The sequence below is a fragment of the Fibrisoma montanum genome, from assembly GCF_003583365.1.
GTDB classification, from domain to species: domain Bacteria; phylum Bacteroidota; class Bacteroidia; order Cytophagales; family Spirosomataceae; genus Fibrisoma; species Fibrisoma montanum.
The window spans coordinates 538,127-551,337 of record NZ_QXED01000004.1; the positions used below are offsets into that span (position 1 = coordinate 538,127).

General features: G+C 55.8%; 11 protein-coding genes. All 11 read right to left on the reverse strand.

What is annotated here, in order from left to right; all coding sequences use genetic code 11:
- Positions 1–204 precede the first annotated feature (204 nt).
- The 11 genes from DYU11_RS16175 to DYU11_RS16225 all read right to left on the reverse strand — a co-directional run bounded on the left by DYU11_RS16175 (position 205) and on the right by DYU11_RS16225 (position 13,186).
- Entirely contained in the window at positions 205–1,224 is a 1,020-nt protein-coding gene (locus DYU11_RS16175; protein ID WP_119668732.1) for an FHA domain-containing protein, read from the reverse strand.
- A 157-nt stretch (positions 1,225–1,381) separates the two neighbouring features.
- The gene (locus tag DYU11_RS16180; RefSeq protein WP_119668733.1) at positions 1,382–2,023 is read right to left on the reverse strand and encodes a gluconate 2-dehydrogenase subunit 3 family protein; all 642 of its coding nucleotides are present in this window, start codon (positions 2,021–2,023) and stop codon (positions 1,382–1,384) included.
- A 102-nt stretch (positions 2,024–2,125) separates the two neighbouring features.
- On the reverse strand, positions 2,126–3,877 hold the full coding sequence (locus DYU11_RS16185) for a GMC oxidoreductase (protein ID WP_119668734.1): 1,752 nt from the start codon (positions 3,875–3,877) through the stop codon (positions 2,126–2,128).
- Between the two features lie 135 nt (positions 3,878–4,012).
- Complete coding sequence (locus tag DYU11_RS16190) at positions 4,013–4,696, reverse strand: hypothetical protein (RefSeq protein WP_119668735.1); 684 nt, start codon at positions 4,694–4,696, stop codon at positions 4,013–4,015.
- 350 nt (positions 4,697–5,046) lie between these two features.
- A complete protein-coding gene (locus DYU11_RS16195; RefSeq protein ID WP_119668736.1) occupies positions 5,047–5,721 on the reverse strand; it encodes a hypothetical protein in 675 nt (224 codons plus the stop codon).
- 297 nt (positions 5,722–6,018) lie between these two features.
- The gene (locus tag DYU11_RS16200; protein ID WP_119668737.1) at positions 6,019–6,795 is read right to left on the reverse strand and encodes a type III pantothenate kinase; all 777 of its coding nucleotides are present in this window, start codon (positions 6,793–6,795) and stop codon (positions 6,019–6,021) included.
- Between the two features lie 135 nt (positions 6,796–6,930).
- On the reverse strand, positions 6,931–8,253 hold the full coding sequence (locus DYU11_RS16205; protein WP_119668738.1) for an MFS transporter: 1,323 nt from the start codon (positions 8,251–8,253) through the stop codon (positions 6,931–6,933).
- 24 nt (positions 8,254–8,277) lie between these two features.
- A complete protein-coding gene (locus DYU11_RS16210; RefSeq protein ID WP_119668739.1) occupies positions 8,278–8,928 on the reverse strand; it encodes a bifunctional 4-hydroxy-2-oxoglutarate aldolase/2-dehydro-3-deoxy-phosphogluconate aldolase in 651 nt (216 codons plus the stop codon).
- Positions 8,925–9,947, reverse strand: coding sequence for a 2-dehydro-3-deoxygalactonokinase (locus DYU11_RS16215; protein WP_119668740.1), 1,023 nt, complete (start codon positions 9,945–9,947; stop codon positions 8,925–8,927). Before DYU11_RS16215 ends, DYU11_RS16210 begins: the two co-directional genes overlap by 4 nt.
- A gap of 45 nt (positions 9,948–9,992) precedes the next feature.
- Positions 9,993–12,212, reverse strand: coding sequence for an outer membrane protein assembly factor BamB family protein (locus tag DYU11_RS16220; protein ID WP_119668741.1), 2,220 nt, complete (start codon positions 12,210–12,212; stop codon positions 9,993–9,995).
- Positions 12,209–13,186 (reverse strand): hypothetical protein, encoded by a 978-nt coding sequence (locus DYU11_RS16225; RefSeq protein WP_119668742.1) that lies wholly within the window; start codon positions 13,184–13,186, stop codon positions 12,209–12,211. The genes DYU11_RS16220 and DYU11_RS16225 overlap by 4 nt, the downstream gene beginning before the upstream one ends.
- Between the last annotated feature and the right edge of the window lie 25 nt (positions 13,187–13,211).

The following is a 13,211-nucleotide window of genomic DNA, read 5'->3' on the forward strand; positions in this document are numbered from 1 at the left end:
CGTTGGAATGGGTTAAGGTTGAATGGTTTTCGGTTTGCTATTGGTACCGGCAGACCGTTGCGCCGAACCCCGAAACCATGAACCGAAGACTGTAAACCGTATACCGTAAACTGAAATCACCGGGGTAAGTCCCGAAAATGGCTGAACACCAGAAACAGCACAAACACCAGCAAAAGTAAAACGAGCAAAGAATCGATCATGAATTTACCGGCTGCTTTGAAAACTGAGAGTTACCATGCTGTTGAGCAGAATCTGGGCTTTTTCCGGCAATTCATACCAGACGGGATTGGCGGGTTCGCTCTTCGGAATCAGCTGCTCATTCACGCGGGTTTCGTTGCGGCTGAACGACGTGATCTGGAACGAGCCGGTCGATTCGTTGAACCGAATCCGGGCGTGCGGATTGGATACGTAGGCTGATTCGACCAGCAGGTAATTTGGAAAATGCTGATTCTCGGGCTCTTTCCGGGCAACAACGATTTCCCGGTCGCGCATGACGTAGGTGTACTCCTGATTGGTTTCGGCAATGTAGTAATCGAGCTGCGCCAGTCCCTCGTTGAGGCTCCGCGGCAGGCTGGTGGGGTTCGCTTTGGTAACACCGGCTCCTACTACCGGTGCCCGGCTGGGAGACGCTGGGGGTGGTGGGGTACCGAAACTGAATTTGACCACGAATGCACCCGGTTCGCGGAAGTCGATGTGCTGAAAGGCGTTCAGGTCAACATCCACTTTTTCGTAGCGGTTAGTTTGCTTGACCCGGCGCGTTACGTTCACTTTATCCGCAGGAGCCTGGGGCTGGGCCGTTCCGGTCAGAATGCCGGTCAGTGCGCCAATCACATGAATATCGGTTAGGTTGACCGGTTCACCACCGAATTCGCGGCCGGCCCCAAATTTGAAAAACCAGCTCGACGCTACCGGCGACACTTGTTCGTATTGACTGCGGTGCGATTCAATGACCATATTAAACGCCCGAACAGCCTCATTGACGATCACCGGAAAGGCATTCATCCGGTCTTCGTACGTATCGGGGTGCAGGATGATCAGGAAGTGGGCATTGAAGAGCATACTCGACCCGACCGACTCCCGACCAATAGAATCCTCGAACGAGGCTACCAATTCGTCCAGAATACGTTTGTTGCTGACGGAAGGCGCCGATGCCGCTTCGTGATGGCTGGGCGGAATAATCAGGCTGCTTAGTTTACCGAGCCAGCCGCCGGGTTGATTGGCCATGTGCAGATCGTTTTGTGAGGATAACACCCCTATAAACGATGCTGCCGCAAATTTCTTTTGAGTGGTCGCCGGCTTTTAGGGAGAACCAGCGCATTGTAGCAAAAAACGGCCGATCCGCAGTATCGAATCGGCCGTTTTTTAATTAATAAAGTTTGGTTTATTTCCGGGCTTCTTCCGCCTTTGACGGTTCGTAACTCAGACCATACTGTTTCAGTACGTCGTCGGGCACGCCGTTCCACTGGTTCGGTACGTTGCCCATGTAGCCCAGGTCTTCGATGCCCATCTTACTGGTGTAAAAACCAGTCATAACCAGGTTGCGCAGCTGCGAGAAAAAGGCCGCGCCCTGCGTCATGTCCGGGGCTACTTTGCTCGGGAAGGCGATCTGGTCAACCAGTTCGATCTGCTGGGCTTTCGTACACTGCGCAAACGGTTTCCCGTAGCGCTTCGTGCAGACGTTGTCGATCCAGCGCAGTCCGCCACGCATGGGCGTCTGGCTACGTGGCTGGTCTTTCATCATAAATTCGATGAAGGCCGGCACACCCGCCTGCGACGCACTACCCGAACGAGTATCAGCCGGGATGATGATGTCCGACAGTACCGTAACAGTCTGTAGTTCGTGGGGGGTGAAAAACTTCTCGGCGTTCAGCCTGGCATCCCGTTCAGCTTCTTCCTTGAGCCGTCCTCCCGGAATTTTAATGGGCGGTTTGGGAGCTGGTTCCGGAACCGCGGCCTCGGCCGGCCCAACGGCCAGCCCCAGCGAACTGATTGATATGGCTTTGAGGGAATCTCTGCGTTTCATTGGATTTCAAGTTTCTTGGCGTCCTCTGCGATACTCTCAGCGTTCTCTGCGTTTAAATAGGTAAACGCAGAGAACGCTGAGAGTATCGCAGAGCGCACAGAGTTAAATATTCTTCTGTTTAACCTGGTCAATCAGGTATTCCGAGGTGCGCATGGATGACGCCAGGATGGTCCACGTTACGTTCTTGTCGCCCTGCGAAACAAACGGTGCAGCATCCACCACAAACAGGTTCTTGACGTCGTGGGCCTGCTGGAACTTGTTCAGGGCCGACTTGCTGGGATCGTTGCCCATCCGGACCGTACCCACTTCGTGGATGATCCGGCCGGGAGCCGCCAGGCCGTAATTCTGCTCGGGACCCGGTTTCCGACCGAGCGGAATGCCACCCATGGCATGGATAATCTCCTCGAAGGTATCCTGCATGTGTTTGGCCTGTTTAACCTCGTAGTCCGACCATTTGTAGTGAAACCGCAGCGTAGGGATACCGTACTTATCGACGCCGTTCGGGTCAATTTCGCAGTAGTTGCTTTCCAGGGGTACCGGTTCGCCCCGGCCCGACATGCCTACGTAGGCCCCGTAGAACCGGCGCATATCGTCTTTCAGGCTCGCGCCGTAGCCACCACCGGGTTTCATCTTGCCGTCGCGGCCGGGAATCTGACCGTTCAGGTTTTCGACGCCCCCGCCAAAGCCGTAACCCGGCATACCCATACCACCCCCGTACTCAATGTGGTAGCCGCGCGGGAAGTCCAGTTTCTTGTTATCCAGCCACCAGGGCGTAAATACGTGCATCCCACCGACGCCATCCTCGTTGTAGCGTTTGCGGTCCATCAGGGCCGGAATAAAAGCTGACCGCCCGGCTCCGGTTGAATCGTTCAGATACTTGCCAATCACTCCGCTTGAATTGGCCAGGCCGTTCGGGAAGCGGGGCGACTTGGAATTGAGCAGCAACCGGGCCGATTCGCAGGTGCTGGCGCCAAGGATCACGGTTTTTGCCCGTACGCTAACCTCCTGCAACGTAACCGTATCGACGTAGGAAACGCCGGTGGCCAGACCCGTACGCTGATCGGTTAGTACCTCGCGCACCATGGCGTGGTTCTGAAGCGTCAGGTTGCCGGTTTTAACGGCCGGAATTACCAGCACCGACGACGACGAGAAGTCGGCGTAGGCCTGGCAGCCCCGGTTGCACTGGTGGCAGTAAAAGCACTGACCCCGCTCTTTGTTGATGGGCTGAGTCAGGATGGATAGCCGCGAGGGAACTACCGGTACGCCAATGCTCTTACCGGCTTTCTGCAGCATCAGTTCGTGCAGGCGGGGTTTCGGCGGAGGCAGGAAGTAGCCGTCTGGTTCGTTGGGGAAATCGGGCAGGTTGGTGCCGAAAACACCAATGAGCCGGTCGGTTTTGTCGTAGAACGGCTTAAGGTCTTCGTAGCCGATCGGCCAGTCGTCGCCGACGCCCGTCAGGGATTTACGGCGAAAATCGTCGGGACCGAAACGGAGCGAAATCCGGCCCCAGTGGTTGGTACGTCCCCCCAGCATCCGCGACCGGAACCAGTGGAATTCAGTCCCCGCTTTGGATGAGTACGGTTCGCCCTCAATGTCCCAGCCACCCCAGGCCGCGTCGAAATCGCCACCCGACCGGAGTGGGGTGCTTGCTCCACGCCGGGGTGACTCATACGGCCATTTGAGCTGGGTGATGTATTTGGGGTCGGCAGGGTCGTAGTAACCGCCGGCTTCGAGCATTAATACTTTAGCGCCCGCTTTAGTGAGTATGTAGGCGGCCATACCGCCCCCGGCACCCGAACCAACGATTACGGCGTCGTATACCGTCGGTGCTTTTGTGATGTTAAATTGGTCCATATTGCCCAGCTTGGGAAGACAGTCAGAAAGCAGAAAGATGAGTCAGCATGAAGGAATTCTCGGCTATAAAAGCAGAGACTCCGCCGTACCTACTGTCTTTCCGGCCCAACCTGGGTTTATTGGTATAAAAGGGTGTTATTCAATGGCTCCGTAGGAGGTTCGGGCTGAAGCTGATCGCTGGTCTTCGTTAACCAGCATGTTGTACTGGCTGATGAGAACCAGGCGGCCGATGGTTGTCCGCTCGTTGATGTTGTGGGCCTGAACGAACTGCTGTAGTGGTTTTTCGTAAGCCTTGAGATAGGGCTGATAGATGTCGATATAGAACCGGTTCACACTCAGAAAACGGCCCTCGTCGTAGGCATAGTAGACAAAGTTGGAAACATCCTGATTCAGGGATTTGTCGTCAAAATAACGAACAGGATGGCCGATCGCCGATCTGAATAACCCTTTATTGGCCTGAAGCCGCCGAATCACAACCAGGGGGCCATCCATGACAATTTCAAAAAAAACGGGATGGGCGCGGCCCTTGCCGGACGAAAAGGGCAGGGATACAAACTCGCGCAACTTGCTCTGGTCGGCATCAAACCAACTGAACGATCGAACCTGCCCGGCCGACAAGGTCCGGATGCGGCCATTGGCTTGCCGGATCTGAACCATCTCGGCGCTCCAGTTATAAGCCAGTTCGCCGGAAACAAGCTCGTTGGTAGCCATGGTTAACCGGCCTTCGTGCCATTTAGCTGGCGGGTCTCCAGCCAGGCTGGCTGCCAGTTGAGTACCTAAAAAAAGTACCACGAGGGTTACGTGACGGAGCATTTTCATAAAAATGTAATTTTAGCTGGATCAGCGTTAACGTTTGATTTATGTCATACCGGGGCGGTTTAGGGGGGTTGAGCTTTTGACAAATAAACTCATTAAAAGCTTTCCTGTTTGTGCACTCCAAATCGTTATATTACATTTCGTTGTACAACTAAAAGGATAAATTATACTGTAGTCAGCAAGTCAGCAGAATTATGTGTAAAAACATCAAATTATATAACTTATTTACTATTGAAAATTTATTTTTTGGCCGTGTCAGGGATTGATTATAAAGGTGTTACATTGATAAAATACAAAAGCCAGCTCTCGGATTGAGACTGGCTTTCTGAGTTTCATTCCGCTTGCGCTATCGGCTACTCACCGGCCGGAACCTTCTGGTTAACAGGTTCTCCTGATTCTTCCTGCTGTTTTTTCAGGGCGTTGTATTGATTAATCAATAATAGCTGCGACAAGGTAGTGCCGAGATCCAGGCTCTGGCCGTCAACAAAATGTTTTAACTCTTCTCCATACTCCTCTTTCAGCCGGGGCCAGATGTCGCGGGTGAAGTTATCCAGGTTGGTGATTATGCCGTTTTCGTCGTAGACAAAGTAAGTGAAGCTATCCAGGTCTTTCACCAGTTCTTCATCATCGCCGTAGGCAATCGGGCTAATCACCTTGATCGGTTCCCGGGTGTGCCGAAGCCGGCGGTATACCGTCAACGTACCGGGCACAAATTCCTCCAGAAACAGTTTTCTCATGAGTGACTGACGGACCGGGTATTCAACCGCTACAAAGCGACGTAACGTGTTCTGATTGGCATCGAAAAAAACGAAGTGATCCACCTGAGTGGCTGAATAAGCCTTAATGGTATTCCCCTGCCGAACCTGTACAATCTCTGCTTTCCAGTTATAATTTAACTCCCCCTCGATCTGTGTCCCATTGGTCAGCAGCAGTTGACCCAGGTTCCAGTTTGGTGCTCCTTTGGCGTGACTGGTACCGACTCCTACGGCACTCAACCACAAAACGATTAGTAATACGTACGCTTTCATAACGCTGTCTTTTACCGACGGCTAATGTGAAATGCGAAGCCGTCTGCCGGAGTGTTACGAAAAAGCCGTGCCAGACCGCCATAAAACGAGGAGGTTTTGCAGCCTGCTGTCAGGAAGCTGAATATGTGGCGATTATGGTACTTTTCTTAGCGGAACTGCCCGGAAAATTGACTTAAAACGGAATGTTCGCAGCGTACTAAAATGTTTGGTAACAGGCTAATTTTTTGGAAGTTAGGTAAAAACAGGTAAGTGAGGTATTCGCTCCTCACCTTGGGGAAAGTACCGTACAATCAACACTTAGCGGGCGTCGCGGCCGACAATCTCGCCGACAAGCCGTATGCCATCGAGGGTGAGCGATGGGATAACCGCCGTAAAGGCAATATGGAGGGAAGGGATTCGACCTGATAAACCCCCCGTAGCGATAGCGATGCAATCGCCGTTGAGTTCGGTCCGGATACGGTCGAGGAGCGAACGAACGAGGCCTTCGTAGCCCAGCACAACGCCTGCCTGAATGGCGTGGGTAGTGCTGGTGCCCAGGGCCGAAGCCGGCACTTCGATAGGCACTTCGGGCAGTTGGGCCGTATTGGCAAACAAGGACCGGATGGCTGTTTTCAGCCCGGGTGCTATGGCCACGCCCAGGATTTTTCCTTCGCCCGATACCGTCGTGAAGGTCAGGGCAGTCCCGAAATCGACGACCACGCAGTTGCGCTGATAGTGCGTATAAGCGGCCAGGGCATTGGCTACGAGATCGGTACCGATTTCGTGCGGCCGGAGAATCTCCAGGGGCAGTAAAGGATAAACACCGGGGCCCATCACCACCGGCTCAAAACCGAATAGGGTCGTGAGCATGCTGCGCATGATGGGCGTCAGATTCGGTACGACGCTGCTCAAGACGGTAGTTTGAATGGTACTAAGAGAAACGCTCGCTTCCAGCAGCCACAACCGCAGTCGGCGCTCGTAGGAGCCGGCTGGCTCGTCAGTACGTGCGGGCGTACGCCAGATGTGTTGCCAGCCAGCCTGCGAATACAGGCCAAATACGGCGTCGGTATTACCAATATCAACGATGATCTGCACGGGCGGGGTCAGTTAACGGGGCGAAATAAGCGGAAAAACCGCATATTTCAGAAAATGTCCCGCTACGTAGCCCTGAACCCGACAAACCGGCAGTGGCAGCAGACGTCTGCACCACGATTCAATCCGCAGCGATAATCAGATTAATTCCTCAATCTGTACCAGCTTCGGTTTCCGGGTCAGGAGATGAATAATTGTCCAGGCCACCAGATACGTACAGCCGCAGAGGGTAAAGAGGATGTTGTAACCCCCGGCCAGATTACCGGCCGCTTTGTAGGTGTCGAGCAGACTACCTACGAGCATTGGAAAGAAAATGCCCCCCACCGCTCCGGCCATGCCCGCAATGCCGGCCGCTGAACTGACGGCTTGTTTGGGAAACAGATCCGATGCCAGCGTAAAGATGTTGGTCGCCCACGCCTGATGGACCGCTACGGCCAGGCTGATCAGGCCAACGGCTACCCACACGTCCGTGGCGAACTGCGCCAGAATGATGGATAATTCCAGTATGGCAAACGCAAACAGCACCGTCTTGCGGGCTCTCAGGGTCCCCCAGCCCCGTTTGATGAGTCGGGAAGACAGATACCCTCCGCCAATGCTGCCGATGGTGGTGGCCGTGTAAATAATCATCAGTTCCAGGCTGGGCTTTTTGAGGTCCAGTTGAAACGTAGAGGAAAAGTAGGAGGGGAGCCAGAACAAAAAGAACCAATAGATGGGGTCAATGAGCCCCTTGCCCGTAATGAGCGCCCAGGTTTGCGGTTGCCCGAAGAGCTTGAACCAGCGAATAGGCGTTTTTTGGTCTGTTTCGAGTTCCTGCCCGCTGCGAATATACTCGTATTCCTCCGCCGACAGGCGTTTCTGGCGGGCCGGTACGTCGTAGAAAATCAGCCAGAAGATCAACCAGACAAAGCCCAGAGCGCCGGTGATCCAGAATACTTCCTGCCAGCCGTAGTGGCTTAAAATCCAGGGAACGATGAGCAGAGCGGCCACTACGCCCAGACTCGTTCCGGCGTTGAACAGGCCCGTTGCCAGCCCCCGTTCTTTTTGCGGAAACCATTCGGCCACGGCTTTGACGGCGGCCGGGTAGTTACCAGCCTCTCCCAACCCAAGCCCGACGCGGGCGACCCCGAATCCGAAGGCACTCCGGGCCAGGGCGTGGAGCATGCCGGCCACGCTCCACCAGACAATCGTAACGGTATAGCCAATTTTAGTGCCGACCCGGTCGATGAACCAGCCAAACCCCAGCAACCCGACCGCATAGGCCGCCGTGAAGGCAATCACAATCCGGGCGTATTGGGTTTCGGTCCAGTTAAATTCTATTTCGAGCAGGGGTTTGAGTAAACCAATGATCTGCCGGTCGAGGTAGTTGATGGAAGTTGCCGCAAACAGCAGCACAACGATGAGCCATCGGTAGTTTTTGCTGGTGGCGACGGTCGCCGGTTCGGTTTTCTGGGGAGTTATCATGCTGGTTCAGGAAAGGGGTTGGGGTCAGGCTGGTTGGTGCTGGCTGGGCAGCCGTTTCAGAAATTCCTGGAAATGAATGGTAAGCCCGTTCCAGTCCCGGGCTTTGATCAGGGCTGCATCGAACAGGTGACTGCCCACGCCAACGCCGGTTGCGCCGGCATCGAAAAACTGCCGGATGGTGCTCAGGCTCACCCCACCCGTTGGCAACAGCCTGACCTGCGGCAGTGGCCCTTTCAGGTCCTTGATGTAGGCAGGGCCGAGTGTCGTGGTGGGGAAAACCTTCACCATCGGTGCGCCCAGTGTCCAGGCGCGGTAGATTTCAGTGGGTGTAAAGGCTCCCGGAAAAACAGGCACTCCCCGGTCAACACAGGTGCGGATAACCGACTCGTCGAGAATGGGGGTTACGATGAACTGCGCACCGGCATCCAGGGCCTGCTCCAGGTCGTCGGGGGTGCAGACCGTACCGGCGCCGATGTTCAGATCATTGGGGTATTGTTGCCGGGCCTGTCGAATGCAGTCCACAGCTCCCGGCGTATTCATGGTGATCTCGATGGTGGTCAGACCAGCCTCCCGGTACACCGGCAGAAGCTGCCTTATGACATCAGCGGGCAGGTTGCGGACAATACCCACGATGGGTGCCTGGGTAAACAGGTCGTTGGAAAAGAGGGTTGTCATCGGGTAATTTCTTTTAAGGTCTGATTCCGGAATAGCATCGCCTGTCCCCGGCTGGCTGCCTGATCAATCAGATCGGCAGGAATGGTTGTCGCCCGATCGGCCAGGTTCAGTTCGCGAATAGCCAGTTCATAAAAACCGGTCAGCTTACTGCCGCTGCACAGCACCAGCGGCCAGCCTTTTTCGGCCAGCAGCGGCAACAGTTCCGTACCAATCAGTAAGCCGCTTAGATAAAAGGCGTTTTCCGCTTTCGTAAACGTATCAAAAAGCTGGTTGGTACGGATCGTGAACAGGCCGTTCAGGATACCCGACGCGGTGGCTTGCTGCACGCCCTGCCTGAAAGCCAGTACGTTCGGAGCCGAAAAGTCGGTTAGATCAATCAGGTCGACGGAGTCTTTGAGAATGCTGTGGTGGGCCATCAGATCAAACAACTCCCCCGTCATGTACGTATCAAAGCTGATCAGCTGCCCATCCCGGACGTACATGTGCTTGGAGTGTGTGCCGGGAAAAACAAAAATGGCTTCCCTGGTTTTTTCGCCCGATAAGGTAAGCAGCGTAACCAGGCCGATGAGCTGCGTCTCTTCGCCCCGCATGACGTCCTGCCCGCTCCTGACGCCCGAGATCAGCATCAGTTCGTGCGGGAAATCCGGTTGCGGATCAAAATGCCGGATGCTGGACTGGCTGCCGTCCAGCGCAAACGGCAGTACGGCATAGGGCACTTCTTCCATCCCAATCGAGGAGGAGGCCATGCCCGAAATCACAACCGGGATGTTCAGCAGGTTCATCGCCAACTGGCGACCCAGCGCGTTGATCTGTTTTTTCAACTGCCGCCGGAAAAAGTTATCCCGGCTCATACCGGTTGCTGCGCCGGTTTTGCGCCAGGCGTCAAACGTACCGGCAATGCCTTCTCGGGAGATCAGTTCGCCGGTGCACTGGTGATCGTATAAGTTCGTTAGCCGTAGGCGGAAAAACGACGTTCCCCAGTCACAGCACAATAAATACTTCGTCGTCAGACCGCTCATGGATCGTTTAGGTAAAGGCCCGATTGGTTAGTTTCCGGCAGTACGTCAGGGCAAAGAAAAGGCAACATAGGAGCCGCCCGGCTTCAGCCCGTAGCGGGTACCGCCCGCGGCAATGGCTACGTATTGTTTACCGTTGACGCTATACGTTATGGGCGTTGCAAAGCCGCCGGCCGGCAGCTTGTATTCCCACACTACCTTTCCGGTTTTTTTGTCGAACGCGCGCAGCTTTTCGTCGTACGTAGCCGCAATGAACACCAGCCCGCCCGCCGTTACGAGTGGACCGCCGTGGTTTTCGGTCCCCGTCTGCGGAACCCCTTTCCTGGTAAGTTCCGGATACTCCCCGAGCGGCACCTGCCAGACGTATTCACCCGTATTCAGGTCGATGGCGTTGAGCGTACCCCAGGGCGGTTTGATGGCCGGGTAGTTGTCCTGATCCCGAAACTGGGTGTTACCGTTGTTCAGATACGGCGACTGGTACGGAAAGTCGCTGGTCTGGGTTCGGGGCGCTGTTACGGCGGATGAATGAATATCCGTTGACGCTGATAAAACGGCTTTGGGCTTTGCCGCCGGGTTGAGCAGAAAGTCTACGATTGCTTCGCGATCTTCCCGGGAAATGTGCTGAAACGAAGGCATTCGCCCCCGACCGGTGGTCAGCAGGGCGTGAATCTGCTTTTTATCCAGCCGTTTTCCTACGTCGGTCAGGTCGGGGTAGGCCTGCTGGGTTTTCGCTATGGCTTTGTCCTGGCCCGGCGTTGCGTGACAAACAGCACAGTTTGTGTTAAACAGACTGGCTCCCCGCGTCAGGGCCACTCCTTCCGGCTGCTGCGTGTTGCGCATCTTCAGCCACCAGAGCATGTTGTTGCTGTTGACGTAGAAAATGCCGTCTGGGTCGGCGGCCGTACCACCCCATTCAGCGCCACCGCCCATACCGAAAATCAGCGAACCTTCTTCGCTGGGTGGCAGGTATTTGTTGCCCTGTCGACTGTTTCGGAAGCGCTCCAGTACATAGGCCCGCGCTTCCGGAGTGCGGTCGGTGATGATTGCTTCGCTGAGTTCCTGTCTGCAGAACGGGGCTGGTTTGGTCGGTACCGGTTGCGTAGGCCACGGTTGTTCGCCGGGTAGGGCCGGGTAGTTCGGCACGGCCACTTCATTCACCGGAAACAGCGGCTTGCCCGAATCCCGGTCGAAGACAAACACGTATCCGTCCTTGGTGGCCTGCGCCACTGCCTCAACCCGGCGGCCTTCGTGCGTAACCGTGATCAGGTTCGGTGGGCAGGGCAAGTCGCGGTCCCAAAGGTCGTGGTGAACGGTCTGGAAATGCCAGATGCGTTTGCCGGTACTGGCGTCGAGGGCGAGAACGCAGTTGGCAAACAGGTTCTGGCCGGCCCGGGCCCCGCCGTAGAAGTCGACCGAGGGGGAGCCGGTTCCAGCGTACATGATGCCCCGTTTTTCATCCACGACCATGCCTGCCCAGCAGTTGGCCCCGCCGAGCTTCCGGTACGAGTCGGTCATCCAGGTTTCGTAGCCGAATTCGCCCGGCAGCGGAATGGTATGGAATACCCACGCCAGTTTACCGGTCCGGACGTTAAAGGCCCGGATGTGGCCGGGGGGCGCATCCCCTCCCTCCGACACACTCGACCCGACGATAAGCAGATCGCGGTAGATGACGCCGGGGGTTGTGTTGCGGATCGACAGGCCGGCGGTTTCATGGCCGAGGGTTTGGGCGTCGCCGAGGCCCTCGTGCAGATCGACCGTGCCGTTGGTACCGAAGCTATTGATCAGAGCACCGGTCGTGGCGTTGATCGCATACAGCGTCGGTCCCGACGAATACAGAATTCGCCGGTCGTCGCCGTCTGCCCAGTACGTTACACCCCGCAGCGGATGGAAACGGGGTTTCTTGTTCGGGTCGGCGTAGGGATCAAATCGCCACAGCTGTTTGCCTGTGGCCGCATTGATGGCGAAGAGTTTATGCCTGGGCGTGGTGCCATACAGGACGCCATCCACCACAATAGGCTGGCACTGAATGTCCATCCCCCGGTCGTCAGGAGTCAGCTTTTTGTTTTCACCGGTATCAAACGTCCAGGCCAGCCGTAGTTGGGAAACGTTCTGCAAATTGATCTGATTCAGAGACGAGTACCGGTTGCCGGCCGGGTTGCCGCCGTACGTCGGCCAGTCGGTATCGATGGGGTCGGTACTGCCCCGATCGGGTGTGGTTCCGGACAGGAGCCAGCCACCGGTTAGTACAAGCGCAATGAAGCCTCTCATGGATTGGTGTTCTCGTAAAATGCGTACGTAATTGTCCAGGTGACTTCCTGGCCGGGTGCGGCCTGCAGCCGGATGTAAGGCTCCGGACAGGAGGTCGTCGAGCAGGCCCAGAACACGAGTTTTTCGAGCGGCTGATCGCTCGTGGCCCGGACCCCGGCTCCCGTCTTCAGGTTTTCGATGCGAACATCGTAGTCGGCAGCCGTTGGCCCGAATCCCTGTAGCCCCGCGCTGTACACGTATTCTTTTTTAGCCAGTTCGCGCGCATACGTCAAGCGGTTGCCCTGCGCCAGAATCGTACTACCGAAGCCACGACCCTCTGCGCTCACATTGAACGGAAACCGGATCGTGATCTGCGGCCCCGTCGGCTGTTTGTCGATCACAAAAAAGTTGTGGTTGTACACGCTGGTTTCAATGGCTTTCTGCCCCGTATTTTTCAGCCGGTGTTCCAGCACCAGTTCAGGCTTACCGTTGCTCAGCCGAACCGTTTTGGTGTAGTGGTAGCCGTACCCATTCGGGGCGGTCAGGTCGTGGGTAAACTCAATCCGGTCTTTTCGTGTTTTTACCGTCCGTTTTCCGTGATCTACGATGTCGTACACGGCCGAAAATCCGTAGGGTTTATCGTCGGGTCGGCGCAGTACGCCCACGCCAATCTTCACGAAGGCGTCGCCCGGTCTGGCGTCGGCAAAACCCAATGGAGTAAATTCCTCCACCGGCCCGTTGATGGCATCGTGCAGGTTGGGGTCGTACGTATCGAACCATTGGTCTACGTAGCGGTGGCCTTTGTAGTCAAGGCTTTTGAACGCCCCCGACCAGTCGAATCGGGTGCCCCGGTAGTAGCCCTGCTGTTCGTCGGGCAGGTACAACGATGCCGTAAGCACCCCGTTGGCGATGCTGGCCTGTGGAGGAACCGGTTCGGGTCTGGTGCCGCCACACAAAAGCAGCAGCACCGCAGCAGACAGTAATTGACGTTTCACGGCAGAAAGGTTATCAAGCAGTACG

What these genes read in the sequence shown, in the direction of transcription:
- DYU11_RS16210 (WP_119668739.1), bottom strand. Translation starts at nt 8,928, where the DNA reads ATGACAACCCTCTTTTCCAACGACCTGTTTACCCAGGCACCCATCGTG.
- DYU11_RS16185 (WP_119668734.1), bottom strand. Translation starts at nt 3,877, where the DNA reads ATGGACCAATTTAACATCACAAAAGCACCGACGGTATACGACGCCGTA.
- DYU11_RS16215 (WP_119668740.1), bottom strand. Translation starts at nt 9,947, where the DNA reads ATGAGCGGTCTGACGACGAAGTATTTATTGTGCTGTGACTGGGGAACG.
- DYU11_RS16195 (WP_119668736.1), bottom strand. Translation starts at nt 5,721, where the DNA reads ATGAAAGCGTACGTATTACTAATCGTTTTGTGGTTGAGTGCCGTAGGA.
- DYU11_RS16205 (WP_119668738.1), bottom strand. Translation starts at nt 8,253, where the DNA reads ATGATAACTCCCCAGAAAACCGAACCGGCGACCGTCGCCACCAGCAAA.
- DYU11_RS16190 (WP_119668735.1), bottom strand. Translation starts at nt 4,696, where the DNA reads ATGAAAATGCTCCGTCACGTAACCCTCGTGGTACTTTTTTTAGGTACT.
- DYU11_RS16220 (WP_119668741.1), bottom strand. Translation starts at nt 12,212, where the DNA reads ATGAGAGGCTTCATTGCGCTTGTACTAACCGGTGGCTGGCTCCTGTCC.
- DYU11_RS16175 (WP_119668732.1), bottom strand. Translation starts at nt 1,224, where the DNA reads ATGGCCAATCAACCCGGCGGCTGGCTCGGTAAACTAAGCAGCCTGATT.
- DYU11_RS16180 (WP_119668733.1), bottom strand. Translation starts at nt 2,023, where the DNA reads ATGAAACGCAGAGATTCCCTCAAAGCCATATCAATCAGTTCGCTGGGG.